This is a genomic window from Kineococcus endophyticus, from assembly GCF_040796495.1.
GTDB classification, from domain to species: Bacteria; Actinomycetota; Actinomycetes; order Actinomycetales; family Kineococcaceae; genus Kineococcus; species Kineococcus endophyticus.
The window spans coordinates 1-26,327 of record NZ_JBFNQN010000023.1; the positions used below are offsets into that span (position 1 = coordinate 1).

Consider the following 26,327-nt stretch of genomic DNA (forward strand, 5'->3'; position numbering starts at 1 on the left):
GTCCGGTGGTCATAGCGGTGGGGAAACGCCCGGTCTCATTCCGAACCCGGAAGCTAAGCCCACCAGCGCCGATGGTACTGCTCGGGAGACTGGGTGGGAGAGTAGGTCACCGCCGGCCACTCACATTTGTGAGAGGTTGAGGGGAGTGGCACCGCGTCAGCGGTGCTGCTCCCCTCTTCTGCGTTGTGCGCCCATGGCGAAGGGGAGCGTCTCCGTTCGGAGGTCGCTCCCCTTCGTCGTCCCGAGCCCGCTGGTGGTCAGCCGGCGGGAGTCCATCCGAGGTGCGGTGCCACGTGGTCGGCCACGGCGGACAGCACCCGCCGGTGGACTTCCAGCGAACCCTCCGCGGGCAGGACGATGACGAGCCCGTCCGTCTCCTCGAGCACCTCGTCCGCCTGCAGTGCTTCGACGATGGCGTCGGGGTCCCCGCTGAGGGCCGTGCTGTACCGCACGGGGAAGGGCGACTCCCCAATGGGGCGGCCGTCACTCGTCATGCCCGACGAGTAGCCCTCGAGGAACGCGCGGTGGTCGTCGGCGTCCCGCGGCGACAGGAACGGCAGCACGATGCGACCCGCCGAGGTGCGGGGGTTGCGTCGTCCGGCGTGGCCCGCATCGGCGAACGCCTTGCGGTAGCTGCGGATCTGACGCGCCTGGACGACGTCGAAGGGTTCTCCGGTCTCCTCGGTGTTGAGGGTCGACACCTGCAGGTCGAAACCCTGCTGCCCGGTGCGCACGGCGGTCCCTTCACTGCCCGCGCCGTACCAGAGCCGGTCGACGAGGCCGGGAGCGTGCGGTGTCACGGTGAGGTCCCCGCCGGCGGGGATGCCCATGTACTGCGCGGCAGCTTGCGCGACCGGTTCACCGGCGATGGCCCGCCGCAGGACGTCGATGCGGTGCTGGGCCTCGCCGGCGAAACCCCGGGACGAACTCCCGTGCACCACGTCCAGCGCGGCGGCGAGGGGCGCGATGCCGTTGCTGAGGCCCAGCTCGAGCCGGCCCCCGGACAGCAGGTCGACCGTCGCCGCGTCCTCCGCCAGCCGCAGCGGGTCCTCGTACCGCATGGGGATGACGCCCGTCCCCAGGGAGATGCGCCGCGTCACCTGCGACGCGGCGGCGAAGAAGGTCATGGGCGAGGACAGGTAGGGCTCGTGGTGGCGCACCCGCACCCAGGCCGAGTCGTACCCCAGGTCCTCGGCGTGCCGGACGAGGTCGAGACCATCGCGCAGAGCCTGCCCCGCGCCCCCCGAGCCTTCGTCCGCGACGAAGGTGAGGAAGCCCAGCTCGAGCCGCCGTCCGTCTGCCCGTCCCATGCCGTCCACCAAGTGCTAGTAGCTTCAAATACCGACAGTTGAAGGTACTACCACTCGTCATCGGCTCGCAACGCCGTGTCCTGAGCGGTCTCGCCTGTGGACGGCCGACGGCGCGCGACCCGGGAACCCCTACCGTCGACCTCTGAGGAACGGGGAGGATCGGCGTGCGCTACGCAGTGGTGACCGAGGACCTGATGTCGTTGGCCGAGGTGGTCCGTGCGGACGCCTCCCGGGTGACGTCAGCGACCCCTGCTGTGCGAGCCGCCGCTGCGGCCGTCGACGGGTGGGCGGTCGGCCGGGCGAGCACGGCGGCCAGAGCACTGTTCGACACGCTGGCACAGGCAGCGGCCGAGGCCGAGGCGGGTCTCGTGCGCCTCGCCGAGCAGGTCGCAACCGCGGCCGGGAAGTACGACGACGCGGAGAGCTACCTCGTCCGACCTCGGTGACGGTGACGACGCCATCCGGGTGGTTCCGTCGTCCCCCGCTCGTCCGCAGCCGAACTGCGTCCGACGACAGGAGGGTGAGCACCGGTGTCCCGAGCCCCGCGCGCAGCCCTCTGCGCGTCCGTCGCGTCCGGGGCCTCCTGCACGGGCTGGCCGTCGGGGAGGCCGTCGCCTCCGGTGCGCCCGTCGCCGGCGTCCTGCAGCACGGGGTCGCCACCCAGCTCGCGTGCTTCACCGCGGCGGCGGGCATCCGGACCGCGCTGCTCGCCGGTCAGGGGCGTCCGGCCGACCCGCGAGCCGATCTGCTCGACGCCTACCGCCGGTGGGCCCAGGTCCGGCAGGGCGGGCGGCTGCCGGCTCCCCGCACGGCCTGGCTCGACGAGGTGCCGCTGCTGGGTCACGCAGCGGGCGACCCCCGGGACACCGTCCGCGCGCTCGTCGCCGGGGGCGTCGGCACCCGCAGGGACCCGGTGACGACGGCCGACGGCTGGCACGCGCTGGCCCGCGCGTTCCCGCTCGCCGCCCACGTCGAGGCGGACCCTCAGCGCGCCGTCACCGCCGCGGTCGACTCCGTCGCCCTGACGCACGGACCACGGGCCTTCGCCCCGACCGCGGTGGCGGTCCTCCTCGCTGCGGCTGCGGTCCAGAGCGGTGATCCCGTCGAGGCGGTCGCCGCCGGGCTGCGCGACGCCGTGCTGCTGGGCGTGGACTTCTCCGCCGTCGCCCTCGTCGACGACGCCGTCCGGGCTGCCCGTGAGGCGCCGGCGTCCAGCGTCGTCCTGCGCGGCGGCGCCCCAGGCGACAGCGCCGCCGCCGCGCTCTGGGGCGGGACGTACTGCGTGCTGAGTCACCCCGGGTCCGTCGACGCCGCGCTCGACCTGGCCCGCGCCGCGGCGTGCCCCGACGGTGTGGCGGCGGTGACCGGAGCCCTCCTCGGTGCGGCTCTCGGGGCGGACGCCCTGCCGCAGTCGGTGCTGGTCCGCATCGACCTGGCGTACGTCGTGGACCGGCTGGCCCGGGACCTCGCGGCTGTCGACGGGCTGGGGAGCGACGGGACGTCGGACGGCGACTGGAACGCGCGCTACGGCCTCGGCTGACCCACCCCCGGTCGGCCGCGCCGCGCGTGCTGGACTGTCCTTGAGCGACCCCAGGACCCAGGAGGCGGCCGTGGCGCAGCGGTTGCGCATCGCAATCGGCGGGATCGCCCTCGAGGCGAGCACGTTCTGCCCGCACCGGACGACGCTGGAGGAGTTCAGCGTCGTGCGCGGGGAGAAGCTCCTCGCCCGCTACGCGTGGGTGCGGGAAGACTGGGCGGCGGACGTCGAGTGGCTCCCCGTCGTGCACGCCTACGCCACCCCCGGAGGGCCGGCAGTGCCGGAGGCCTACGACGCGCTCGAGGCGGAACTCCTAGCGGGCCTGGACGAGACGCTCGACGGGGTGTTCCTCGACCTGCACGGAGCGCTGTCGGTCGTGGGGCGGGAGGACGTCGAGGGTGCGCTGGCGCGCCGGGTCCGGGACCGCGTCGGGGGGCGCACCCTCGTCTCCGCGTCGATGGACCTGCACGGCAACGTCTCCCGCGAGCTGGCCGAGGCGGTCGACCTCATCACCTGCTACCGCATGGCCCCGCACGAGGACGAGTGGGAGTCGCGGGAACGCGCCGCCCGCAACCTCGTGCTCCGGCTGCGCGACGGCGGCCGACCGCTGAAGGCGTGGGTGCAGGTGCCCGTGCTGCTCCCGGGGGAGCGCACCAGCACCCGCGACGAACCGGCCCGCAGCATCTACGCGCGGGTCCCGGAGGTCGAGGCGCTCGACGGTGTGCTCGACGCGGCGGTGTGGGTGGGGTACGTGTGGGCCGACGAGCCCCGCTGCCGCGCCGCGGTCGTCGTGACCGGTGACGACCCGGAGGTCCTGAGGACGGAGGCGGAACGGCTGGCGCGCAGCTACTGGGACGCGCGTGGCGCTTTCGAGCTCGTGGCGCCCGCGGGCACCTTCGAGGAAGTGCTCGACGTCGCGGTCGACTCCGCGGCCCGGCCGTTCCTCCTCAGCGACTCCGGGGACAACCCCACCGCAGGTGGAGCCGGCGACTCGACGGTCACCCTGCACGCGCTCCTCGCCGACGACCGGCTCGCCGCCCGCGTCCTCGACGTGGTGCTGTCGAACGTCACCGACCCCGTCGCCGCCCGCGCCTGTGCGGACGCGGGGGTGGGCGCGGAGGTGGTGCTCGACCTCGGCGGCCACGTCGACACCACCGCGCCCCCCGTCCCGTTCCGCGGGACCGTGACATCGGTCGACCACTCGGTCGGCGTCCGCGCCGTCGTCCGGTCGGGCCCGGTGTCCGTCGTCGTCACCGAACGCCGGGCGCCGCTGCACCGCGAGGCGGAGTTCCAGGCCCTGGGGCTCGACCTCCGGGCCGCCGACGTCGTGGTCGTGAAGATCGGCTACCTCGAACCCGACCTGTTCGACCTGGCCGCCGACTGGCGTCTGGCCCTCACCCCCGGCGGCGTCGACCAGGACCTGCTGCGGCTGGGGCACCGGAGCCTCGGCGGCCCGGTGTTCCCCTTCGACCCCGACCCGCCCACCCCCGACCTGACCCCCGTCCTGATCCCCTGACGTGGCCTCCGGCGGCGAGCTCGTCGACGCGACCGGCTCGCAGGATGAGCCGGTTGCGTCAACGATCCCGCCCCCGGAGGGTGGCCGGCAGGTCAGGGGACGAGGATCGCCCGGCCCCGGACGCGCCCGCCGTCGAGGTCGTCGACCGCCGTCTGGAAGTCGTCGAGCGCGTACTTCACCGTGTGCAGCGTCACGAGGCCGCGGGCGGCGAGCGCCATGAGTTCGGTGAGGTCGTTGTAGGAGCCGACGAGGTTGCCGACGATGTTGATCTCGGTGGAGATGATGTCGATCGTCGGGACGTCGATGTTCTCGCCGTACCCGACGACGTGGTAGTCGCCGGCCTCGCGCAGCATCTTCAACCCCTGCGCCGTCGATCCGCCCTCGCCGACGAAGTCGACGACGACCTCCGCGCCGTGCCCGCCGGTGAGGTCGAGGACGTGCTCGACGTGGGAACCGTCCGCGACGACGCCGTGGTGCGCGCCGATCGACTCGGCCAGCGCGACCGCGTCCGGGTTCCGGTCCACCACGACGATCTCGGCCGCCGTCATGGCCGCGAGGACCTGGATGCCGATGTGCCCGAGACCGCCGGCGCCGATGACGACGACGCGGTCGACGGTTCGTAGACGTCGAGCCGCCTTGGCCGCCGCGTGGTACGCGGTGAGCCCCGCGTCGGCGAGGGCGGCGACGTCGGAGGGTTCGAGGGCGTCGTCGATCTTCACGACGCTGCGCGCCGACGTCTTGAGGAACTCGGCGTACCCGCCGTCGCTGTCGATGCCGGGGAACACCTTGTTCGCGCAGTGCACGTCGTCGCCGGATCGGCACGCCCGGCACAGGCCGCACGTGATGTTCGGGTGCAGGATCACCTTGTCGCCCTCGGCGACGTTGGTGACCGCCGACCCGACGGCGGTGACCCACCCGGCGTTCTCGTGCCCGATGGTGTATGGCAACGTGACGCCGGACTTCTCGGCCCACTGCCCCTCGAGGATGTGCAGGTCGGTGCGGCACACCCCGGCGCCGCCGATCTTGACGACGACGTCGAACGGCCCGGTGACCTCCGGGACGGGGACGTCGTGCATCTCCAGCTTCTGGTGGTATCCGGTGACGCGGACGGATCGCATGGTGCTCACGCGGTCTCCCTGGTGGTGACGACGAGGGGCAGGAGGGGGTGTCCGCCGCGCAGGTCGGCGGGTTCGGATCCCTCGGGACGGAACGTCTGGTCGTCCTCCGACCCCGGGTAGCGGGTGGCGAGCAGGCCACGGCAGAAGTGCGCGTTCCCGTCGATGGAGATGCGCGTCGAGCGGGCGCGGCGCAACCGCAGCGGGACCTCGTCGCGCGGGTACGGGGTTCCTTGGTCGTCGACGAGGACGGGGTCCGAGGGTGCGGTGCCCAGCCCGAGCGCCGCCCGTCGGCGCAGGAGCGCGTCCGTCGTCCGCTCGTCGCGGAGGTCGGCCAGCACGACGTCGCCGAGGTCCTCCTCGCGCAGGGCGGTGTCCGCGCGCAGCAGCGTCGTCAGGGCCCGCTCCATCGCCGCGGTGTGCGCCTTGCGGCGGAACGTCAGACGCAGGTCGTCGAGGTCCTGCTCGGCCTCGTGCTTGAACGTCCCGCGGTACCCCGCGTCGGCGGCCAGGCCGGCGTTGATGAGGTCGGAGTCGTGGTGGTCGTCGAGTTCGACGACCACCGTCCGCGTCCACGGCAGGTCGTTCAACGCGTCCTTGGCGTCCGAGGCCATGAGGTAGGCGAAGTTCGGCGAGCAGAACGAGGTCGGCAGCCGCAGGTGGACGACGACCGCGTCGCCCTCGACCGCGAGGGAACGGACGAACCCCAGGTCGGTGATGGGTTCGTCGAGCTCGGGGTCCAGCACGACCGCCAGCGCCTGGAACGCCTGCCCCCGCAGGTCGCCACGGGTCTCGGGGAGGACGGCGGTCATCACGCCACCGCCACGGCCTGCGGCTCGGCGTGCTGCGGCGGGTTCGCGACCTGCAGCTCCTCCGGCACGGGGATGTCGTAGATCGCCGCGGCGTTCAGCCCGAGGATCTTCTTCTTCTGGTCCGTCGTCAGCGGGGCGTACTCGCTCATGTCCTCGGGGATCTGGAAGTCCACGAACGTCTCGACGAGCCACTTCGGCGTCCACAGCGCGTAGTCGCTGGAGAAGAAGATGCGGTTCTCGTCGAGCCAGTAGAGGAGTTCGCCGATGATCTGCGCGAAGTACCGCGGGCGGGTGTGGATGAACGGCAGCGCGACCGCGAGACCGGCGTAGACGTTGGGCTCCTGGGTGGCGATCCAGCAGAAGTCCTCCAGGCGCGGCAGCCCGCAGTGCTCCACGACGAAGTTCAGGTCGGTGAAGTCGGTCGCGACGTGGTCCACGTCGGCCACGTCGAACGCGTCGCGGTCGAGCGGGCGGATCGTCGGGCCCTTGTGGACGTGGATGTTCTTGATGCCGACCTCGCGGCAGACCTCGAGGTACCGGTAGGTCCAGGGGTCGCTGAGCTTGTAGCCACGGGAGTCCCCGTGCCAGTCCGCGGTGTAGAGCTTGACGCCCTTGAGGTGCATCTCCTCGGCGTCCCGGCGCAGCCGGTCCAGACCACGTTCTCCGTCCCGGGGGTCGAACCAGTGGTTGTACGTGAGCTTGTCCGGGTTCGCCGAGGCGAGCGCGAAGGCCTCCTGCGTCTGGCCGAACCCGTTGACGTAGAACTCGCCGAGCCGGGCCGGCTGGAAGATCGCGTGGTCGACGTAGCCGTCGGTGAACAGGTCCTTCATGAGGCGCTCGCCGCCCTGGTACAGGTACTCCTCGTAGGGCCAGAGCTCGGAGGCGGGGCTGAGGTTGCGGTGGTAGTCGTAGAAGCAGTCGATGAACTGCTTGCCGTGGACGTTGCGCTGGTTCTCCGGCCGCGCGTCCCACAGGGCGATGTGCGCGTCGAGGATGAAGTACTTCTCGCCGTCCTTGGTGTACATGCTGCTGCTCTCCATCTCCGGTGACGGGGCGGTGCGTTGCGCCCACCGTAGGCAGCAGGGTGGGCGCTCGGGTGTCCCGCGTGTCTCACTTTGAGACGCGCAGGGCTGTGCCGGCGCGGAGCCCGGACGTACCGTGGTCGCACCCGAGACAGGGAGGGACCGTGGGCGAGGGAGCTCCGGAGCGACGACCCGGCCGGCACCCCCTGCGCGCCGGGGTCCCGGTCGCGGACCGCGTCGCCGCGTCCTGGCGGCGCAGCAGCGAGTACGGCGTGCAGACCGAGGCCGTCGAACCCGTCTTCTCCGGGACGTGGGAGCAGGAGTCGCTGTTCTTCGAGTGCGGACGGGAGGTGCTCACCGACCTGCACCGCACGCTCGTCGACGAACCGCTGAGCCTGATGCTCACCGACGCCGACGGTCTGGTGCTGAACCGCCTGTCGGGGGACACGTCGCTGCTGCGCAGCCTCGACGCCGTCTTCCTCGCCCCGGGGTTCGCCTTCTCCGAGCGGGAGGCGGGCACGAGCGGTCTCGGTCTGGCCCTGGCCGACCGGATGCCCGCCGTCGTGCGGGCGCAGGAGCACTACTCGACGAGTCTGGCCGGGTACACGTGCGCGGCCGTCCCCGTCCTCGACCCCGTGTCCGGGCGGCTCGAGGGCAGCGTCAACATCACGACGTGGTCCGAGCAGCCGGGCAAGCTGCTGCTGGCGCTCGCGCAGTCCGCGGCCGGGGCGACGTCGGCGCTGATGCTGGCCCGCTCGCGGGGACGCTCACCGCGGCCGGCACCGCGGGGCGAGGTGTTCCACGTCCAGCCCGGGACGCTGGAACCGGGCAGCGGCACCGTCCAGACGTTGTCCGCGGTGTGGCGGGAGGCGGTGCAGCGGGCCGAGGACGCGGTGCGCGCGGGTCACGTCGTCGTGGCGGTGGGCGAGCGCGGGACCGGCCGGGCCACGCTGCTCGCCCAGGCCGTGCGGCGCGCCCGACCTCGCGACCGCATCCTGTCCGCGAGCCCACCCGCGCCGCAGGACCTCGACGCCTGGCTCTCGCTGTGGGCGCCCGAGCTCGGGAAGGCGGACACCTCCGTCGTCGTGGGGGAGGTCGACTCGCTGCCCGCCCGGGCCGCCGAGGAACTGCGCGCCCTCGTCGTCGCGGCTCGCGGCGCCCGTCCCGGGCTGCCCGTCGTGCTCACCGCCGAGGACCTCGCCGAGGTGCCCGCGCCCCTGGCCGGGCTCGTCGACGCCGTCGTGCCCGTGCCGCCGCTGCGCGACCGCCCGGGCGACGTGCTGCCGCTGGCCCACCACGTCGTGCGGCAGACCCGCGGCCGCGACCTCGACATCACGCCCGCGGCCGCGCGGGCGCTGGAGACGTGTCCGTGGCCGGGCAACGTGGACCAGCTGCACCGCGTCGTGCGACGGGCTGCGCTGCAGGCGGACACGATCGACACGCGGCACCTGTCGTCGGAGGTGTTCAGCGGGTCCGGCCACCGCCTCTCGCGCATCGAGTCGGTGGAGCGGGACGAGATCGTCCGTGTCCTCACGACACCCGGGATGACCGTGAAGCAGGCGGCCGCCGAACTGGGCATGAGCCGGGCGACGGTCTACCGCAAGGTGGCGCAGTACGACCTGCGGATCCCCCGGTAGACCGGCGGAGTAGTTGCCAGGGGTTCCCTGTGTGAGTCCTGAGTGGCATGGTGTGCCCGGTCCGTCGCACCGTCGCGAGGAGGAACCACTGTGAAGACCCGCAGGACGACCCTGGCCCTGGCCGCCGCGCTCACCCTCACGTCCTGCGCCGCCCCACCCGGCGACTCCCCGGGCGAGGTCCCCACGCCCGACCGCGCGAAGAACGTCATCGTCCTGCAGGGCGACGGCATGGGGATCGCGCACCGCGAGCTGATCCGGCTCGCCACCGTGGGGCAGGACGGCGAGCTGGCGATGGACCGGCTCGAGGTGAGCGGCTGGGTCCACACCGACCCCGCCGACCCCACGGAGACCGTCACCGACTCCGCGGCCGCCGCCACCGCCTACGCGACGGGCGTCCGCACGTTCAACGGCGCGGTCGGCGTCGACGTCGCGGGGAACCCCGTGCCGAGCCTGCTGGAGCGGGCGCGCGACCTCGGCAAGTCCACCGGCCTCGTGACGACGTCGCAGGTGACCGACGCGACGCCCGCGGCGTTCGCCTCGCACGTCCTCGACCGCGACGACCAGAGCGAGATCGCGCGGCAGTACATGGAGGAGACGAAGCCCGACGTCGTCCTCGGTGGTGGGGAGGACCGCTGGCTGCCGCCCGCGGAGCCCGGCGCGTTGCCGGACCACCCGTGGACGGACCCGACGGAGGAGAGCGCCGGCACGGCGGGCGACCTCGTCGCCCGCGCGCAGGAGCTGGGGTACGAGCACGTCTCGAACGGCGCGGAGCTGGCCGCCGCGACCTCGCCGAAGCTGCTCGGGCTGTTCGCCAACGAGGAGATGTTCGAGCACCGCAACGAGGGCGAGGGGGCGATCTACCAGCCGTCGGTCCCGTTGCGGGACATGGCGTCCAAGGCCCTCGACACGCTGTCGGCCGACGAGGACGGGTTCTTCCTGCTCATCGAGGAGGAGGGGATCGACGAGATGGCCCACCACAACAACGCCCACCTCACGATCGCCGCGGGGGCCGCGTTCGACGCGACCGTCGCGCTCGTCCTCGACTTCGTCAAGGCCCACCCGGACACTCTCGTCGTCGTCGAGGGCGACCACGAGACCGGCGGCCTGACGATCGAGAACGTCGACCCCGACGACGAGAGCGGCGAGGCCGACTCCCGCGAGGACGGCCCCTTCACCGTCGCCGGGTCGGAGCTGCAGTTCACCGTCGACTGGACGACCACCGAGCACACCGGGGCGGCGACGCCCTTGACCGCGACGGGACCCGGCTCGTCCGCGCTCGGCCGGGTGCAGCACGGCACCGACGTGCACGACGCGATCCTGGCCGCCCTGCACTGACCGCGGCTCCACGAGCGTTCCGCGGACCCCGTGACACCCTGGGAGCGCACCCGACGCACCCTGGGAGGAACTCGCCGTGGCCGGTGGACTCGTGGCCCTGCTCGACGACGTCGCGCTCATCGCGCGGGCGGCGGCCTCCTCGATGGACGACATCGGGGCCGCCGCCGCCCGCGCCAGCGCGAAGGCCGCTGGTGTCGTCGTCGACGACGCCGCCGTCACCCCGCAGTACGTCCGCGGGCTGACGCCCGAACGCGAGCTGCCGATCATCCGCCGCATCGCGCTCGGCTCGCTGCGGAACAAGCTGCTGATCATCCTGCCGGTGATCCTGCTGCTCAGTCAGTTCGCGGACTTCCTCCTCACCCCGATCCTCATGCTCGGTGGCGCCTACCTCGCGTTCGAGGGGGCCGAGAAGGTGTGGGCCAAGGTGTCCGGGCACGGCCACGGGCACGAGGACGGCCCCAAGGACGAGGGGACGATCGTCTCCGGCGCGATCCGCACCGACCTCATCCTGTCCGCGGAGATCATGGTGATCTCCCTCAACGAGGTGGCCGACCAGCCGTTCTGGTCCCGGCTGGTCATCCTCGTCGTCGTCGGCGTCGCGATCACCGTGCTCGTCTACGGGGCCGTCGGGCTCATCGTGAAGATGGACGACGTCGGGTTGAAGCTCGCCGAGAAGCCCTCGGCGGGCCTCGCCCGCTTCGGTCGCGGGCTCGTGAGCGCCATGCCGAAGCTGCTGACCGTCCTCACCGTCGTCGGCACGGCCGCGATGCTCTGGGTCGGCGGCCACATCCTCCTCGTGGGCACCGACGAGCTCGGGTTCGGTGGCCTCTACGCCGTCGTGCACCACCTCGAGGAGGCCGTCCACGGCGTCGCCGGCATCGGCGGAGTCCTCGGCTGGCTCGTCAACACGCTGTGCAGCGCGGTCGTCGGGCTCGTCGTGGGGGCGGTCGTCGTCCTCGTCGTGACGCTGGTCCGGAACCGCCGCGCGGCCCACTGACCTCGATCCGCGCGGCACCATGTCCCGCGTGAGGAGAGCGCTGCTCGACGACGTCCACCGCATCGTCGACCACCTGGCCGAGACGCTCGGCCGCTCCGTCATGCTCGACGACCCCGACCTCGCCCTGCTCGCCGGTTCCCGGCACTTCGGGGACGAGGACCCCTACCGCGTGAGCGTGGTCCTGGCCCGCGGTGCGAGTGCCGAGGCCGTCGAGTGGTTCCGCCGCTTCGACCTGGCCGGCGCCGAGGGGCCCGTCCACGTCCCCGGCAACGAGGCGCTCGGGCTGCGCCCGCGCCTGTGCTACCCCGTGCGCTGCAACGGGGTGCACCTCGGGGCCCTGTGGCTCATGGACGACGGCCGGCCGCTGGACGGTGAGCTGGTCCGCGACGCCTGCGTACGGCTGGGACGCATCCTCGCCGAGAGGGGCCACACGGGCGGCCTCGACGAACCCCTCGTCGACGCCCTGCTCGTCCAGCTCGTGCGCGGGGTCGACCCCGACCACGTCCTGGACCTGCTGCGGGCCGAACGCTTCGTCGACGCCGGCCGCCGGCACGTCGTGGCCGTCGCGCACCCCGTCGCCGGCGGCCGGAGCCCCCTGGAGGTGGTGGCGCACCGCGCGGCCCGGGCCGACCACGTCCTGGACCACCGGGTCGTCGCCGTCGAGGAGTTCGCCGTCCTCGTCGCCGCCGTCCGCCGCTCCAGTCCCGCCCCCGAGCTGCCCGAGGTCCCGTCGACGGTCGGGGTCAGCGACGTCGGCGAGGTCGAGGACCTGCGGGAGCTGTTCGTGCAGGCGGCGCTCGCGGCCTTCGCGGGGCACCACCTGTCCTCCGGCGGGGTGACGCGGTGGGGTGACCTGGGCCCGCTCACCGCCTTCCTGCGGGCCGCCACCGGGCCCGTGCGGACCCCGACCCTGGCGAGGTTCGAGGAACTCCTCGACGGCGACCGCGCGGGGACGGCGAGTGCGACGGTCGCCGCCTACCTGCGCCACGCCGGGGACACCACGGCCACGGCGGCCGAGCTCGTCGTCCACCGCACGACCCTGCGCTACCGCCTCGAGCAGGTCGAGGCGCGCACCGGTCTCGACCTGTCCGACGGCCGCGACCGGGCCGCCGTCCAGCTCGTGTTGCTCGCGCGTGACGTCCGCGTGTCCGGGCTCGCCCCGTTCCTCTGAGGTGAGGAACGTCGGCGGGCAACGTCCTCGCGCGGGCGGATGAACCCGTTCCGTCGCCTGCCGAGACTGGTGGGCACCACCCGGCAGGCGGGTGGTCGCCGACCCCGTGAGGTGCCCGTGACAGCGCAACCCGAACCCGCCACGACGTCGACGAGTGCCGCGCGGCCCACCCTGGACGACGCTCCCTTCAACCGCCTACACCTGCTCGCCACCGTGTGCGTGCTGGGCGGAGCGGCCCTCGACGGGTACGTCCTCGGCGTCATCGGCCACGCCGTGGGACCGGCCTCGGCCCAGCTCGGGCTGAGCGCCCTCGGCTCCGGTCTGCTGGCCGCCAGCGCGCTCATCGGCGTCTTCGTCGGCGGGCTGTTCTTCGGCGGCATCGCCGACCGGTTCGGCCGGCGCCGCGTGTTCCTCTGGAACCTGCTGGCCTTCGTCGTGCTGTCGCTGGCCCAACTCGTCGTCGACAGCGCCTGGCAGCTCGTGGCCGTGCGGATCCTGCTCGGTCTGGCCATCGGCGTCGAGTACGCCGTGGGGGCCGCGCTGCTCGCCGAGTTCGTGCCCCGCCGACCCCGCGGGGCCCTGCTCGGATCGATCCAGGCGCTCTGGATCGTCGGCTTCGTCGCCGCGTTCCTCATCGGGTCGGCGGTCAGCCCCGACGCGTGGCGGTGGCTGCTCGCCAGCAGCGCGCTTCCGGCGTTCGTCGTCCTCGTCCTGCGCACCGGATTGCCCGAGTCGCCGCGCTGGTTGCAGGCCCAGGGCCGCACGGCCGAGGCCGAGCAGATCGTCCACGACCGCATCGGCGACTACGCGATCCCCGACGTCGCCCCGGCCGCCGCCCGCGCCGGGCTCGCGGAACTGTTCACCCCCGACCGCTGGCGGCAGTCGCTGTACGCCGGCCTGTTCTGGTTCTGCCAGGTCGCCCCGTTCTTCGCGATCTTCACCTTCGTCGGGCCGATCCTGTCGATGCTCGACGTCCAGGAGGGCTTCACCGGAGACCTGCTGATGAACGTGCTGCAGCTCGTCGGCGCCGGGCTCGGGGTGTGGGCGCTGCACCTGTTGTCCCGCCGCGCGTTCGTCGTCTCCAGCTTCGCCGTCACGGTCGTCGGGCTGCTCGTCATCGGCCTGTTCCCCGACGCCCCCGGTGTCCTCGTCGTCGCGGCGTTCGGCCTGTTCACCCTCGTCATCTCCGGGGCCTCGAACATCCAGTTCGTCTACCCGAGCGAGATGTTCGAGACCCGGCTGCGCACGACCGGTGTCGGGTTCGCGGCCGCCTTCAGCCGGATCGGTGCGGCGCTCGCGACCTACCTGCTGCCGGTCTCGCTCGACGCCCTCGGTGCCCACGGCACGCTGCTCGTGGCCGCCGTCTTCCCGCTCGTCGGTCTCCTCGCCTCGCTCGCGTGGGCGCCCGAGACCCGCCGTTCCGCCCTCGCCTGACCCGGAGGACCCCTGATGACCGCCCCCCAGTTCCAGACCGACGTCGTCGTCGTGGGCCTCGGCGCCTTCGGGTCCGCCGCCCTGTGGCGGTTGGCCGCGCGCGGCGTCCGCGTCACGGGTGTCGAGCGCTTCGGCGTCGGCCACGCCCTCGGCTCCTCCCACGGGGCGACCCGGTTGTTCCGCGTCGCCTGCTACGAGCACCCGGCGCTCGCCCCGCTGGCCCTGAAGTCCCTGGCCCTGTGGACCGAGCTGGGCGAGAGCACCGGTGAGGTCCTCGTGCGGCAGACCGGCTGCCTCAACACCGGGTCGCCCACGAGCGCGCCCGTGGCGGGAACCCTCGCCGCCGCGGAGGCCGCCGGAGTTCCCGTCAAGACGCTGAACGCCGAGGAGGTCCGGCAGACGTACCCCGGCTACGCGTGGCTCGACGACGGCGACCTCGGCGTCCTCGACCCGTGGGCGGGCATCTGCTACCCCGAGCGGAACGTCCGGGCGCACGTCGCGGAAGCCCGCCGGCTCGGCGCGGAGGTGTTCGAGCACACGACGGTCACCGCCGTGGAGACCACCGACGACGGGGTGCTCGTCCGCACGCCGACGGCGACCATCGCGGCGCAGCAGGTCGTCGTCGCCACCGGCGCCTGGCTCGGCACGCTCGTGCCGGACCTGCCGCTCGACCCGCGACGGATGCCCATGTTCTTCTTCCGCGCCCGACCCGGGCACGAGCAGGACTACACGCTCGACGCCTTCCCGGCCTTCACCCGCGCCCTGCCGGACGGCACGGAGGTCTGGGGCCACGGCTCGGCCGACGACTACGGCGTCAAGCTCGGGCTGCTGCCCGACGGGGACAACTTCGCGCCCACGCAGGCCGAGACCCTCGACCGGTTCGTCCACGCGAGCGACAGCGCCGAGCTCAGCGCCGCCGTCGTCCGCGCCTTCCCCGGGGTCGACCCGACCCCGGAGAAGGCCACGCCCTGCATGGTGAACAACACCCCGGACGAGCAGTTCGTCATCGGCCGCCCGCACGGCGCTGAGCGGGTCGTCGTCGCCGGCGGGGACTCCGCCCACGGGTTCAAGCACGCCGCCGGGGTGGGGGAGCTCGTCGCCCAGCTCGTCGTGGGTGAGCAGCCCTTCCTCGACGCGGGGTTCGTCGACCCCCGGCGCTTCGCTCCTACTCCTTGACCGCACCCTCCGACGCCGACATGACGTGCCGCTGGAACACGAAGAACAGCAGCGCGACGGGCAGCGTCATGAGCGCGGCGGCGGCCAGCTTGAGCGGGTACTGGTTCGCCTGCCCGAAGGCCCCGCCGTTGCTCAGGGTCGCGACGAGCGTCGTCAGGGTGTTGAGGTCGGGGCTCGACCGCGACACGACGAAGTGGCTCAGCTCGTTCCACGAGGCCTGGAAGCTGAGGATGCAGATCGTCACCACGGCCGGCCGCGACATCGGCAGGACGACCGACCAGAACGTGCGGAACGTGCCCGCCCCGTCGAGGTAGCTGGCCTCCTCGACGCTGCGGGGGACGGACTCGAAGAAGTTCTTCATGATGAACACCCCGGCCGCGTCGGCGATGAGCGGCAGGATCATGCCCGTGTACGAGTCGTAGATCGCGAGCTGGTTCAGCACGAGGAACTTCGGGATGAGCAGCACGACCGGCGGTACGGCGATGACGGCGATGAACGCCGCCGTCACGACGGACCGACCGCGGAACGGCAACCGCGCCAGGGCGTAGCCGGCGAGGCAGTCGAAGAACACCCGCCCGATGGTCACGCAGACGGCGACGATCGCCGAGTTCATCGCGGCCCGCGGGAAGTCGAGCTGCGTGAACAGGGTCGTGAACGCCGCGGTCGTCCCCGGCAGGGGGAGGAGGTCGAGCGGGTCGGCCGTCGCGTCGCCGTCGGTCTTGAACGCGTTGGCGACCTGGACGAGGAACGGGAAGACGTAGACGAGGGCCAGGACGGTCAGGACGGCGTAGCCGAGGGACCGTCGGACGAGGTGCGCGGTCACGAGGAGCTCCTCACCGGTTGTCCCGCAGGAAGGCGCGCTGGACGACCGTCAGCACGACGATGATGAAGAACAGCAGGAACGCGATGGCGGCGCCCTGGCCCCACTGCTGCTGCTCGAAGCTGGCCGTGTACGACAGGTAGGCCGGGGTGATCGTCGTCTTGGCCGGGCCGCCCTGCGTCCCGGTGTAGACCTGGTCGAACACCTGCCACGTCCCGACGAGGCCGAGCGTCAGCACGGTGAACAGCACCGGCCGGAGCATCGGCACCGTGACGTACCGCAGGCGCTGCCACGCCGAGGCGCCGTCGACGGTCGCCGCCTCGCCGACCTCGGCGGAGATGTTCTGGAGCCCGGCGAGGAACAGGAGCATGAACGTCCCGGACGTCGTGAAGACCGCGAGGATGATGAGCGCGCTCATCGCCACACTGGGGCCGGCGAGCCACTCCCACAGCGAGATCCCCAGGACGTCGTGGTCCGCCAGCGCGCCGCCGCTGTCGACGCCGACCACACCGAGCAGCAGGTGCAGGACGCCGCGCGGGTCGGCGAACCAGTTCGGCCCGTTGACCCCGAACCAGCCGATGACCTGGTTCACCGCTCCCGAGGCACCGAAGAGGAACAGGAACACGACGACGATGGCCACCGAGCTCGTGACCGACGGGAAGTAGAACGCCGTCCGGAAGAACCCGCGACCCTTGAGCGCCCGCTGGTTGACGGCGACGGCCAGCAGCAGCGCCACGACCGTCTGCGTCGGGACGACCAGCAGCACGTACCAGAGGTTGTTGCGCAGCGCGGTCCCGAGGTCCTGCGTCGCGAGGCCGCCCCCGGCGAGCAGCGTCTGGTAGTTGTCGAGCCCCACGAACGGGACGTCGCCGGAGAACGGGCTGCCGCGCCCGCGCCACCCGGACACGCTGACCCAGGCCGCCATGAGGACGGGCAGCCCGACGAACAGCGCGACGAGGACGAGGGCGGGCAGCGTGAACAGCCACCCCGCGGCGGCCTGCTGCCGCGCGAACCGGTTCCGGCCCGTGCGCGCGGTGACCGTCGCGGTCTTCTGCTGCGTCGTCAGCGTGCTCACTTCAGCGCCGCCTCCAGGTTCTGCTGGGTGGCGTCGAGGATCTGCTGCGGGTCGCCGGTCCCCAGGCCCTCGAGCTTGGAGTTCAGGTCGGTGATGACGTCGGAGACGCCCGCCTCGTTGGGCAGGGCCTGGGCGTCGGCAGCCGAGTCGATGAACGCGGCCTGCGCCGGGAACTGCTGCCGGAACCCGTCGGCCGCGGACTGCACCGAGGGCATGACGCCGAACGCTTTGGCGAAGGTGAGCTGCTGGTCCGAGGACGTCATGGCCTCGACGAGCTGCTTGGCCGCCGCCTGGTTCTTGGAATCCGCGGCGATGCCCCAGCAGTTCGTGTAGGTGAACGTCGCCGGTCCGGCCGGTCCCGCGGGTAGCTTGACGACCTTGTACTGCAGGTCCGGGTAGGACGAGGCGACACCGCCGACGATCCAGTTCCCCTCGATCGTCATGGCGGCCTTGCCCGTGCCGAGGGCCTCGGTGCCGTCCCCGGCGCCGACGTCGGCGGCGAACTTCATCGAGCCGTTCGCCAGCAGCGACTTGACGTAGGTGAGGCCCTGGACCATCTGGGCGGAGCTCGCCGTCGCCTTCCCGTCGGTGACGAGGGAGCCGCCCGCCTGGGCCGCGAAGACGCCGAGCCGCTGGAACTCCGAGCTCGTCACGAGACCCGTGCGCCCGCCGGTGGTGAGGCGCTGCGCGACGCTCGCCAGCTGGTCCCACGTCGTCGGGACGTCCGCGTCGGTCAGCCCCGCCGCCTGCCAGGCCTTCTCGTCGATGACCAGCGCGAGGGTCGAGAAGTCCTTGGGGGCGCAGTAGAACTCCCCGTCGACGGTGAACGCGTCGCGCAGGTTCGGGTAGAAGTCGTCCTTGTCCTTCAGCTCGTCGCCGTAGGCCAGGAGCGAACCGTTGGAGGCGTACGAGGCGACCGTGTCCGAGCCGACGTAGAAGACGTCCGGCGGGTTCGAGGACGCGAAGCCCTGGGCGAGCTGCTGGTTGAGGTCGGAGGCGGCGGTGACGGTGACGGAGTCCCCGGCGCTCTTCGCCCACGCGTCGGCGGCCTGCGTCACGGCGTTCGTCTCCGCCTGACCGCTGGAGCCGATGAGGACCTGCAGCTTCGCGGGGCCGCTGGTCTGCTGGCCGCCGCCGGAGCCCTGGTCGTCGAACCCGCTGCCCCCGCAGGCGGTGAGCAGCAGGACGGACGTGGCCCCGGCGGCCAGGAGGGCTCGGGTGCGCTTCATGGTGATCTCTCCTTCGGGATCTGCTGGAGCTGGGTCAGCTGCGACGGCGGACGACCAGGCGCGGGGGGAGCAGCACCTGTTCGTGCTCGTGACGGCCACCGTCGATCTGGTCGTGCAGGATCCGGACGACCGCGGCGGCGGCCTCCGGCAGGGGTTGGGCGACGCTGGACAGGCCCAGCGCCGCGGCGACGGGGGTGTCGTCGAAGCCCACGACGTCGAGGGGCGCCCCCGCGCGCAGGGCGGCCCCGTGGGCGCCGAGTGCGAGGGTGTCGCTCGCGCAGACGACGGCCGTGACGTCGGAGAGCACCGCGGCGAACGTGGCGCGGGCGGCCGGGACGTCGTCGACGCACTCGACGTCCGGCCCCGCGTGCGGCCCGGCGGCCTCCCGCCATCCCCGGCGGCGGTCGTCGCCCACCCCCGAGCCGGTGGGCCAGCCGAGGAAGGCGACGCGCTCGTGACCCGCGGCCCGCAGGTGCTCCGTCGCGGCGCGCGTGCCGGCCGCCCCGTCGACGTCGACCCACGCGTGCGGCACGCCCTCGTCCTCCCAGGGGCGGCCGAACGTCACGAAGGGGACGTCCTGGTCGGCGAGCCACCGGGTCCGCGGGTCGCCGGGCGCGGTGCCGGACAGGACGAACCCGTCGAGGTCGGTCGTGCGCAGCAGGTCGGCGTAGGCGAGCGTCTCGGCGGTGTCGTCGCGGGCGGTGAAGAGGGAGACGCGGTAGCCCTGCCGCTGCGCGTGCTCGGTGAGGGCGTGCAGGAAGCGGTCGAGGAGGGACCCGCTGATGCCCTTGCCCTCCGGGGACAGCCGGTAGCCGAAGCTGCCCGACCGGCCGGTGCGCAGCTGCCGGGCCGCGACCGAGGGGACGTAGTGCTGCGCCTCGATGGCGGCGCGGACGCGGGCGGCGGTCTCGGGCTGCACGCGGTCGGGGGCGTTGAGGACGTTGCTGACGGTCTGCCGGGAGACGCCGGCGGCCTGCGCGACGCTGCTGAGCGTCGCCCTCCGCGTCGTCATCGTCGCCTCCGTTTGATCGTGCAAACCTGGTGAATGCGTCCACGGTGACGCCGTTGCGGCGAGCTGTCAACCGGTGGTTTGATCGTTCACATGGTCGACGAAGCCTCCCGTGACGTCTCCCCGTGGTTGTCCGACCTCGTCTGCGCCGTCAGCGCACCCACCCAGTGGTGGTGCGCCCCCGACGGTGGCGTCGGGAACGGCATCGAGGGGGTGTGGCACGGCGACGTCCGGGTCCTGTCCTCGGCTCGCCTGACCCTGGGCGGCGACGCCGTGACGACCATCCGCACCGCCCCCGACGGCGCCGCCGGCATCCTCACCACGGGTGTCGCCCGCCACCTCAACGACGCCTTCCCCGACGCCACGGTCCGCGTCGACCGCCGGCGCCGCGTCGCCCCGTGCCGCGCGCGCGAGGAGGTCACCGTGACCTCCACCGCGCCGCTGCGGGCGCGGCTGGAGGTCCGGCTGGGCAGCGACCTCGGCCCCATGGACGTCGTCCGCGCCGGACGCCCCACCTCGCCCGTGGCCCCGACGGGTTCCGGTTGGGTACGCGGTGACGTGCACGTCGACGTCGAAGGGACGGGTTCCGTCGCGGTCGACGGCGACGACCTCGTCCTGGTGTGGGACGTCGACCTGCCCGGTCGCGGCTCCTGGCGCGGTTCGTGGGAACTGCGGGCGCAGGACGCGGCGGCGGTCGTCGTCGCCCCGCCCGCCCCCGCCGGCTGGACCGAGCGCGTCGAGGTCGCGTCCGCGGACGTCCGGCTCGTGCGGTGGGTGCAGCGGGCGCTCGCCGACCTGGAGGGGTTGCGGATGGCCCACGCCGACCGTCCCGACGACGTGTTCGTCGCCGCCGGCGCGCCCTGGTACCTGACGCTCTTCGGCCGCGACACGCTCTGGACCGCGCGGCTGCTCCTGCCCCTCGGGTGGGAACTCGCCGCGTCGACCCTGCGCGTGCTCGCCCACTTCCAGGGCGTGCGGAACGACCCGCAGACCGCCGAGCAACCCGGCAGGATCCTCCACGAGGTGCGGCCCGCGACGGCCGACCACGGCGCGATGTCGTTGCCGCCCGTGTACTTCGGGACCGTCGACGCGACCTCGCTGTGGGTCTGCCTGCTGCACGAGGCGTGGCAGCGGGGGATGCCGGACGACCAGGTCGCCGAGCTGCTGCCCACCCTCGAGGCCGCGCTCGGCTGGCAACTCGCGTTCGGCGAGGAGTTCCTGCACTACGTCGACGAGACCGGGCACGGGCTGGCCAACCAGGGGTGGAAGGACAGCCACGACTCGGTGCAGTGGCACGACGGTTCGCTCGCCGACGCCCCCATCGCGTTGTGCGAGGTGCAGGCGTACGCGTACCAGGCGGCCGTCGCCGGGGCGGAGCTGCTCGAGCACTTCGGTCGGGACGGTTCCGTGCACCGGGAGTGGGCCGCCGGGCTGCGGACGCGGTTCCGCGAGCGGTTCTGGGTGGGGCGCGAGGACGGGCTGACGCCGGACAGCTTCCCCGCCATCGCCCTCGACGGCCACGGCCGCGCCGTCGACTCCCTGACGTCGAACACCGGGCACCTGCTCGGGACGGGCCTGCTCGACGACGACGAGGCGGCGGTCGTCGCAGGGCACCTCGCGTCGCCGGGGTTGGCCGGGGGTTTCGGGCTGCGGACGCTGTCGAGCCGGGAGGTGGGATTTTCCCCGCTCAGCTACCACGGCGGGTCGGTGTGGGCCCACGACACGGCCATCGCGATCACGGGCCTCGTCCGGGACGGGTTCGCCGAGCAGGCCGCGCCGCTCGTCGACGGGCTGCTCGCCGCCGCCGAGGCGTTCGACTACCGGATCCCCGAACTGCACGCCGGGGACGCGCGCGACGACGTGCCGGTGCCCGTGCCGTACCCCGCGTCGTGCCGGCCGCAGGCGTGGTCGTCGGCGGCCGCGGTGGCCATCGCCGCTGCGGGGTTTCCGGGGACGGCGCTCACGGTCCGCTGACGGGCGTTCGAAGTCGTCGAACACGCGCGGGCGCGGGTGTCGTGTCGGACCCGTCTGCGATGGTCTCCCCGTTCCACAGCGAGGAGAGACCCATGACAGCGCTCGACCCCACCCCGCCGCTCCCCCGAGCGGTCGCACGGAGGTACCGGCACCGGTACGCCGTGCTGGACGTCGAGACGACGGGGCTGCGCCCGGAGGCCGGTGACCGCGTCGTGCAGGTCGCCGTCACCCTGCTCGACGCCCGCGGGGTCGTCGAACGGTCCTGGTCCACCCTCGTCGACCCGCAGCGCGACCCCGGTCCCGTGGATGTGCACGGCATCACCCGCGAACGACTCGCCGGGGCACCCCGGTTCGCCGAGGTCGCCCCCACCGTCGCCGAACTCCTGACGGGTCGCGTGTTCGTCGCCCACAACGCGGGGTTCGACTGGAAGTTCCTGCGGTCGGAGATGTCCGCCGCCGGAGTTCCGCTGCCGAGCCGCCAGCGGCTCTGCACGTGGCGCCTCGCGAAGCAGCTCGACCTGCCCGTCGAGAACCTCAAACTGTCGACCCTCGCGGCGCACTGGGGGATCGAGCAGGTGCGCGCGCACGACGCCGTCGACGACACGCGCGTTCTCGTCGAGGTGCTGCGGGAGGAACTCGCCGCCGCTCAGCGGGGGAGGGCGCGGTTGCCGTTGTGGCGGGTCGGCCGGCGGGGAGTTCTCACACGGCTCGTCAGCCGGTGGGGGCGAAGGGTGCGAAGAGTCCTCCCACGAGGCGCGTGACGAGCATCGAGGTCAGGAACAACAGAACGAGGACGACCACGAACGCGGCGAGCGCCCGACGCCGCACGTGCCTCGCTGTGCGGCGCGAGACCGGTCGGCGTGCCCGAGCCGGCGGTGCCTGCGGGGAGGGCGTGGCCGGGTCGACCGCGGCGGTCGTGGTGAGGGCAGGGCTGCGCGGGCCGTCCAGCTGCGCCCGCAGCAGGTGCGTGAGCTGGTCGACGTCGTCCGAAGTCAGCGTCGCGTTCAGCGACCGGAGGTGGTGCACGAGGTGCGTGCGGCCCACGACGGGGACGCCGGACCGGGTGCGGGTGGGTCGGACCGGCTGGTCGACGAGGCACAGAAGCCCGCGCGTGGACGCCCGGTGCTCGGGTGGGAGGAGCGCCGCCACCGCGGCCGTCGCCCGGGCGACCCCCTCCAGTTCCCGGTCGCGCCGGTAGCCGTTCTGCCGCAGGTGCCCGTCGCTGATCCGCACCGTCCCGGACCACTTCTTCGCGTCCACCACCACGACCCCGCCGGGGCCGACGGCCACGTGGTCGAGGTTCGCGGAGCGCCGGCCGGGCCAGTGGACGTCGTGCAGGAGGTGCCAGCCGTGTGTCTCGAGTTCCCCGAGGGTCTGGGCGACGAGCCGCTCACCTTCTGCTCCCGACGTCCAGGCGTGGTGCGACCGTTCCGCCGCCGCCAGTCGTTCCCGCAGCTCCGCCGCGGTCAGGTCGCGTCGCAACCGCTCGACCCGCTCGCCCGCGCGTCGTGCCTGCCTCTCCGCCCCACCGCCCGCTTCGCCCACGCCACGTCTTTCGGCACGTGGTCCCGTGTGAGCTGAGGAAGATCACCCGGGTGGGCGTGCCGCGCCGGCGTTCGCCTCACCAAGCGACGTGACCGTCGAAGAAGTCGTAGAGGCCCGGCGCCCGCCAGAGTGGGGAGCCCGCGGTCGCCGCCCGGTACAACCCCGTCGCCGCGCCCCGCACCCGCTCGGTGTCGACGGGCCAGCGCAGCGGTGCGGCGAGGGTCTGCAGGTCCGCCTCCGGCCGGGCGAGGAGGTCGCGGACGTGCTGCACCGCGGGAAGTGTCGCCAGCTTGTCGCCGTTGCAGCGCGGGTCGACGGCCACGAGGTTGCGCACCCCGTCGAGCGGGACGCGCGACCACGGCAGGACGTGGTCCACGTGGACGCGGGTCCCGAGCCGTTGGTCGCAGTAGAAGCAGCGGTTCTCCTGGAACTCCCGCAGTCCCGGTGCCAGCCGAGCGACGGCCGCCCGGTCGGCGCCGAACAGGAACGCGTGCAGGTCCGGGACGTCGAGTTCGGCGGCGTTGTGGCGCTGGACGTCGTCGACCCACCACTGCTGGACGACGGGTTGCAGGAGCGGGGAGACACGGGCCAGGGCGGTGGGGACGCCGGGGAAGAGATCCACGCACCAGTTGTGCTGCGCCAGAGCCGATCGCGACACGTCATCGTGCAGCCAGGAGTCGTCGTAGAGGAACGGAACCCCGGGATCCCGGCCGCCGGTCTTCTGCAGCCGGAACAGCGGTTGCCGGGCGAGCGTGAGGGCGATGCGGTCGACGTCGGCGGACCACCGCCGGGGGTCGGCGAGCCGCATCTGGGCCGGGGTCGCCGCCTGCCTCGCCTGGGCGTCGTGCTGCAGGTCGCGGACCGTCGAGAGGATCGTCACGGCTCCCGCGCGGGTGTGCTGAACCTGCTGCAGGACCCCGTGCTCGCCGAAGACCCGGACCTGCGGCCAGTACGTCTCGGCGACCCGTTCGGCGAGCGCCGGGATCGGCACCCGCAACGGCTCGCCATCACCGACCGGGTTCTCGAGGCAGTGCTGCAGGAGGGCGTCCAACGTGGCCAGCTTGTAGGTCGAGACCCGCCGGCCCGTCGCCAGCAGTTGTGCGAGGCGGGCGCCGAGGTCCAGTGCGTCCACTACGTCCGCCGCGAGAACTCGTCCAGCGCGACGGTGAACGAGGAGTTGTGCTCGCTGAGGTGCGGCCAGACGGACGCGACCCGGTCCGTCGCCTCCCGCGCTGACAACCCCTCCTCGCGGACCAGCCACGCCCGCAGGACGAGGCCGGTGCGGGAGGCGCCGCCGTGGCAGTGGACGAGGACACGCTTGCCGTCCGCCCGCAGCGCCGCGATGTCCTCCAGGACCTCGTCGAGGACGGTGACGATCTCGGTGTTCGTGTCGTCGTCGGTGAGGTACACCATGCGCTGCACGTCGTGACCGAAGCGTCCGCCCGTTCGGCACAGGGAGACGACGGCGAAATCGCGGTCGCTGCCCCGCGCGCCCTCGAGGTCGGAGGCCCACACGCCGTCGGCGACCTCGGTGGGTTCCAGGCCGCGGCTCGGCGGGGGTTCGTACAGGTCCTCGACGCGCCCGTCGAGCTGCAGGGCGAGGCGTTGCAGGTCGCGCAGTTCCCACACGCGGTCGCCGAACCCCGGGATGCGGCCGTGCACGACGGACGTCCAGCGGACCGGGATGCCGGTGATGCCCGCTCGCGCCCCGGCGAGTCCGCCGGTGACGCACGCGACGGTGTCGGTGTCCCCGCCGAGGTCGACGACGAGGCGCAGCGCCTCCTCGAAGGTGCGGGAGTTCCGCAGCGCCCAGAGCGCTGAGCCGAGCGTCGGCCACACCGCGCCGTTCGCCTCCGTCGCATCGGCCGGCGTCCACGCCGGGTCGCAGACCCGCACCCACTTCTCACGGAACGGCTCGGCGACGAGCGGCAGGGCGTCCGCGACCGCAGCGTCCACGTCGCGGTGCTCCAGCAGCGCGCGGAGGGCCTCGTGGAAGAGCGCGCAGCCCTCCCCGGCCGCCGGGTCGCCGTGGGTGAGGGCGCTCTGCCGCCGCGCCGCGTCCACCGTCACGTCCCGACCCGCACCCGCGAAGAACAGGGCGGCCGGCGTCGTCCGCATGAGCGAACCGTTCCCCGCCGCCCGGTGCCCCGCGCGGACGTGCTCGCTCGCCGCCGCGTCCCACGGCAGGCCCGAGAGCAGGACCGCGGACGTCTGGACGCCGATGTCCGGCGGCCCCGCCTGCGCCCACGTGCGGAAGCGGTCGACGACGTCCGCCCCGTCCAGCCCGCGGTGCGCGACGAGCGACTCCGCGAGCAGCGCCGCCATCTGGGTGTCGTCGGTGAACTCGCCCGGCTCCCAGCCCAGCGAGCCACCACCGCACATCTCCGTGTGCGCGCCCCGGGCGGCGGTGGGGAATCGGGCGGTGTAGGCGGCCGGCGGGCCGAACTCGAACGGCGCGCCGAGCGCGTCGCCGACGGCCGAGCCGACGAGGGCGCCCATCACCCGGTGCTGGCGGTCCACGGTGGCCTCCTCGGTGGTTGGGGTTCGACCCTAGCCAGCCGTCGACGGAGGGGACTCGCGTGTCGCCAGATGGGAGCGTAGAAGTCCGCCAGGAAGGAGCGTTCAGAGGTCCGTGGTGCCGTGCCCCGACGGAACGCCCCTGTGGACGACGGTCGATCCGCCTCGCCGGGTCCCCTTACGGCGCGGCCGTGAGCGCGTGGGAGGAACCCGGCCCTGCCCCACCCGCCTTCAGCACCGCGGTCGCCGGGACCATGCGCCGCACCGGCCGCCGGAACACCCGCCCCGAACTGGCGCTGCGCCGGGAAATGCACCGCCGCGGGCTGCGCTACCTCGTCGACGCCACCCCGCCCGGCACGAACCGGCGCCGCCGCTCCGACCTCGTGTTCCGCGGCGCCCGCGTCGCGGTCTTCGTGGACGGCTGCTTCTGGCACTCCTGCCCCGTCCACGTTCACCGCCCGAAGGCCAACGCGGAGTGGTGGCGGGTGAAGCTCGTCAGCATCACCGCCCGGGACCGCGACACCGACGCGGCGCTCGCGGCCGCGGGGTGGCACGTGGTGCAGGTGTGGGAGCACGAGGACCCCCGCGCGGCGGCCGACCGCGTGCACGGGGTCGTGCACGTCCGCCGGAAACCCCCGCGGCGACCGCGGCCGGTCCCTACGCTGGCGGCGTCGTCGTTGGGGGAGTCCACCGTCGTGTCCTCGTCCGCCCGCTGCTGCGCACCGCCGCCGCGCTCCTCGTGATGGCCGGCGTCACCGGCTGCGGCGCCGACGCGCCCGTGGCGGCCCCCGGTCCCACGGCGAGCACTGCCGCGATGTCTTGGACCGGGACCCACCTCACGGGCACCGATCGCACCCTCACCTGGGACGTCGTTGTGCCCCGCTCCGCCGGGTCGCCCGTCGCGGACGAGCTGAACCCGCGCACCACCGCCTCCGTCGAGTACTTCCTCGACGCCGCCCGCGCCACCGTCTAGGTGTACCCGGCCAGGACGTTGGTGACAGCGCGTCGGCTTGAACGAGGGAGGACCTCCGAGTGGGGTGTGACTTGTCGAAGGTCCACATCCACCCGGAGGTCCTCGTGGCCCACGCTAACGCCC

Annotated in this window: 24 protein-coding genes and 1 rRNA gene; 14 read left to right on the top strand and 11 right to left on the bottom strand. The window is 73.2% G+C overall.

All coding sequences use genetic code 11. The annotated features are described in order from the left end of the window. Position 1 precedes the first annotated feature (1 nt). Positions 2 to 118, top strand: a 5S ribosomal RNA gene (rrf, locus tag AB1207_RS23700). A 139-nt stretch (positions 119 to 257) separates the two neighbouring features. Here the strand turns inward: rrf and AB1207_RS23705 are convergent. Next, positions 258 to 1,310 carry an LLM class flavin-dependent oxidoreductase gene (locus AB1207_RS23705; RefSeq protein ID WP_367641229.1) on the bottom strand — a complete coding sequence of 351 codons (1,053 nt, stop codon included), beginning with the start codon at positions 1,308 to 1,310 and terminating at the stop codon, positions 258 to 260. Between the two features lie 164 nt (positions 1,311 to 1,474). Here AB1207_RS23705 and AB1207_RS23710 point away from each other — a divergent pair, with 164 nt between their 5' ends. The 3 genes from AB1207_RS23710 to AB1207_RS23720 all read left to right on the top strand — a co-directional run bounded on the left by AB1207_RS23710 (position 1,475) and on the right by AB1207_RS23720 (position 4,363). Continuing rightward, complete coding sequence (locus tag AB1207_RS23710) at positions 1,475 to 1,756, top strand: WXG100 family type VII secretion target (protein WP_367641230.1); 282 nt, start codon at positions 1,475 to 1,477, stop codon at positions 1,754 to 1,756. Positions 1,757 to 1,830: 74 nt separating this feature from the next. Continuing rightward, positions 1,831 to 2,850 carry an ADP-ribosylglycohydrolase family protein gene (locus AB1207_RS23715; protein WP_367641232.1) on the top strand — a complete coding sequence of 340 codons (1,020 nt, stop codon included), beginning with the start codon at positions 1,831 to 1,833 and terminating at the stop codon, positions 2,848 to 2,850. A 40-nt stretch (positions 2,851 to 2,890) separates the two neighbouring features. Continuing rightward, positions 2,891 to 4,363, top strand: a complete 1,473-nt coding sequence (locus AB1207_RS23720) for a M81 family metallopeptidase (RefSeq protein ID WP_367641233.1) — start codon at positions 2,891 to 2,893, stop codon at positions 4,361 to 4,363. 92 nt (positions 4,364 to 4,455) lie between these two features. Here the strand turns inward: AB1207_RS23720 and AB1207_RS23725 are convergent, their stop codons facing one another. The 3 genes from AB1207_RS23725 to AB1207_RS23735 are packed head-to-tail and all read right to left on the bottom strand — an operon-like array spanning position 4,456 to position 7,315. Next, a complete protein-coding gene (locus tag AB1207_RS23725) occupies positions 4,456 to 5,481 on the bottom strand; it encodes an NAD(P)-dependent alcohol dehydrogenase (protein WP_367641261.1) in 1,026 nt (341 codons plus the stop codon). A gap of 5 nt (positions 5,482 to 5,486) precedes the next feature. Beyond that, positions 5,487 to 6,290, bottom strand: a complete 804-nt coding sequence (locus AB1207_RS23730) for an iron-sulfur cluster assembly protein (protein WP_367641234.1) — start codon at positions 6,288 to 6,290, stop codon at positions 5,487 to 5,489. After that, positions 6,290 to 7,315, bottom strand: a complete 1,026-nt coding sequence (locus AB1207_RS23735) for an amidohydrolase family protein (protein WP_367641262.1) — start codon at positions 7,313 to 7,315, stop codon at positions 6,290 to 6,292. The genes AB1207_RS23730 and AB1207_RS23735 overlap by 1 nt, the downstream gene beginning before the upstream one ends. A 161-nt stretch (positions 7,316 to 7,476) precedes the next feature. On the opposite strand from AB1207_RS23735, the gene AB1207_RS23740 reads away from it, so the two are divergent. The 6 genes from AB1207_RS23740 to solA all read left to right on the top strand — a co-directional run bounded on the left by AB1207_RS23740 (position 7,477) and on the right by solA (position 15,062). Further along, positions 7,477 to 8,949, top strand: a complete 1,473-nt coding sequence (locus AB1207_RS23740) for an AAA-type ATPase lid domain-containing protein (protein ID WP_367641236.1) — start codon at positions 7,477 to 7,479, stop codon at positions 8,947 to 8,949. Between the two features lie 90 nt (positions 8,950 to 9,039). Beyond that, on the top strand, positions 9,040 to 10,284 hold the full coding sequence (locus AB1207_RS23745; protein WP_367641238.1) for an alkaline phosphatase: 1,245 nt from the start codon (positions 9,040 to 9,042) through the stop codon (positions 10,282 to 10,284). A 76-nt stretch (positions 10,285 to 10,360) separates the two neighbouring features. Next, positions 10,361 to 11,281: a DUF808 domain-containing protein gene (locus AB1207_RS23750; protein ID WP_367641240.1), complete on the top strand. Its 921-nt coding sequence runs from the start codon at positions 10,361 to 10,363 to the stop codon at positions 11,279 to 11,281. Between the two features lie 28 nt (positions 11,282 to 11,309). Beyond that, a complete protein-coding gene (locus AB1207_RS23755) occupies positions 11,310 to 12,452 on the top strand; it encodes a PucR family transcriptional regulator (RefSeq protein ID WP_367641242.1) in 1,143 nt (380 codons plus the stop codon). Between the two features lie 117 nt (positions 12,453 to 12,569). Beyond that, complete coding sequence (locus AB1207_RS23760) at positions 12,570 to 13,886, top strand: MFS transporter (RefSeq protein ID WP_367641243.1); 1,317 nt, start codon at positions 12,570 to 12,572, stop codon at positions 13,884 to 13,886. A gap of 15 nt (positions 13,887 to 13,901) precedes the next feature. Next, a complete protein-coding gene (solA, locus tag AB1207_RS23765) occupies positions 13,902 to 15,062 on the top strand; it encodes an N-methyl-L-tryptophan oxidase (RefSeq protein WP_367641245.1) in 1,161 nt (386 codons plus the stop codon). On the opposite strand, the gene AB1207_RS23770 is transcribed toward solA, so the two are convergent. The 4 genes from AB1207_RS23770 to AB1207_RS23785 are packed head-to-tail and all read right to left on the bottom strand — an operon-like array spanning position 15,052 to position 19,198. Beyond that, entirely contained in the window at positions 15,052 to 15,885 is an 834-nt protein-coding gene (locus AB1207_RS23770; protein ID WP_367641248.1) for a carbohydrate ABC transporter permease, read from the bottom strand. The genes solA and AB1207_RS23770 overlap by 11 nt on opposite strands. 10 nt (positions 15,886 to 15,895) lie before the next feature. After that, a complete protein-coding gene (locus tag AB1207_RS23775; RefSeq protein WP_367641263.1) occupies positions 15,896 to 16,948 on the bottom strand; it encodes a carbohydrate ABC transporter permease in 1,053 nt (350 codons plus the stop codon). 5 nt (positions 16,949 to 16,953) lie between these two features. Beyond that, a complete protein-coding gene (locus AB1207_RS23780) occupies positions 16,954 to 18,186 on the bottom strand; it encodes a sugar ABC transporter substrate-binding protein (RefSeq protein WP_367641251.1) in 1,233 nt (410 codons plus the stop codon). Positions 18,187 to 18,220: 34 nt separating this feature from the next. Next, positions 18,221 to 19,198: a LacI family DNA-binding transcriptional regulator gene (locus tag AB1207_RS23785; protein ID WP_367641252.1), complete on the bottom strand. Its 978-nt coding sequence runs from the start codon at positions 19,196 to 19,198 to the stop codon at positions 18,221 to 18,223. 90 nt (positions 19,199 to 19,288) lie between these two features. Here AB1207_RS23785 and AB1207_RS23790 point away from each other — a divergent pair, with 90 nt between their 5' ends. Next, a complete protein-coding gene (locus tag AB1207_RS23790) occupies positions 19,289 to 21,169 on the top strand; it encodes a glycogen debranching N-terminal domain-containing protein (protein ID WP_367641253.1) in 1,881 nt (626 codons plus the stop codon). 92 nt (positions 21,170 to 21,261) lie between these two features. Next, entirely contained in the window at positions 21,262 to 21,930 is a 669-nt protein-coding gene (locus AB1207_RS23795) for an exonuclease domain-containing protein (RefSeq protein ID WP_367641254.1), read from the top strand. On the opposite strand, the gene AB1207_RS23800 is transcribed toward AB1207_RS23795, so the two are convergent. From AB1207_RS23800 to AB1207_RS23810, 3 genes are all read right to left on the bottom strand, one after another. Beyond that, a complete protein-coding gene (locus AB1207_RS23800; protein WP_367641256.1) occupies positions 21,881 to 22,651 on the bottom strand; it encodes an NERD domain-containing protein in 771 nt (256 codons plus the stop codon). The two genes, AB1207_RS23795 and AB1207_RS23800, sit on opposite strands and share 50 nt — an antisense overlap. 139 nt (positions 22,652 to 22,790) lie before the next feature. Continuing rightward, positions 22,791 to 23,846: an HNH endonuclease gene (locus AB1207_RS23805; protein ID WP_367641257.1), complete on the bottom strand. Its 1,056-nt coding sequence runs from the start codon at positions 23,844 to 23,846 to the stop codon at positions 22,791 to 22,793. After that, positions 23,846 to 25,234, bottom strand: a complete 1,389-nt coding sequence (locus AB1207_RS23810; protein WP_367641258.1) for an ADP-ribosylglycohydrolase family protein — start codon at positions 25,232 to 25,234, stop codon at positions 23,846 to 23,848. The genes AB1207_RS23805 and AB1207_RS23810 overlap by 1 nt, the downstream gene beginning before the upstream one ends. A gap of 251 nt (positions 25,235 to 25,485) precedes the next feature. Between AB1207_RS23810 and AB1207_RS23815 the strand changes: the two genes are divergently transcribed. Together AB1207_RS23815 and AB1207_RS23820 are read left to right on the top strand one after the other, a co-directional pair. Next, complete coding sequence (locus AB1207_RS23815) at positions 25,486 to 25,974, top strand: very short patch repair endonuclease (protein ID WP_367641264.1); 489 nt, start codon at positions 25,486 to 25,488, stop codon at positions 25,972 to 25,974. After that, positions 25,974 to 26,204, top strand: coding sequence for a hypothetical protein (locus AB1207_RS23820; RefSeq protein WP_367641260.1), 231 nt, complete (start codon positions 25,974 to 25,976; stop codon positions 26,202 to 26,204). Before AB1207_RS23815 ends, AB1207_RS23820 begins: the two co-directional genes overlap by 1 nt. Positions 26,205 to 26,327 lie beyond the last annotated feature (123 nt).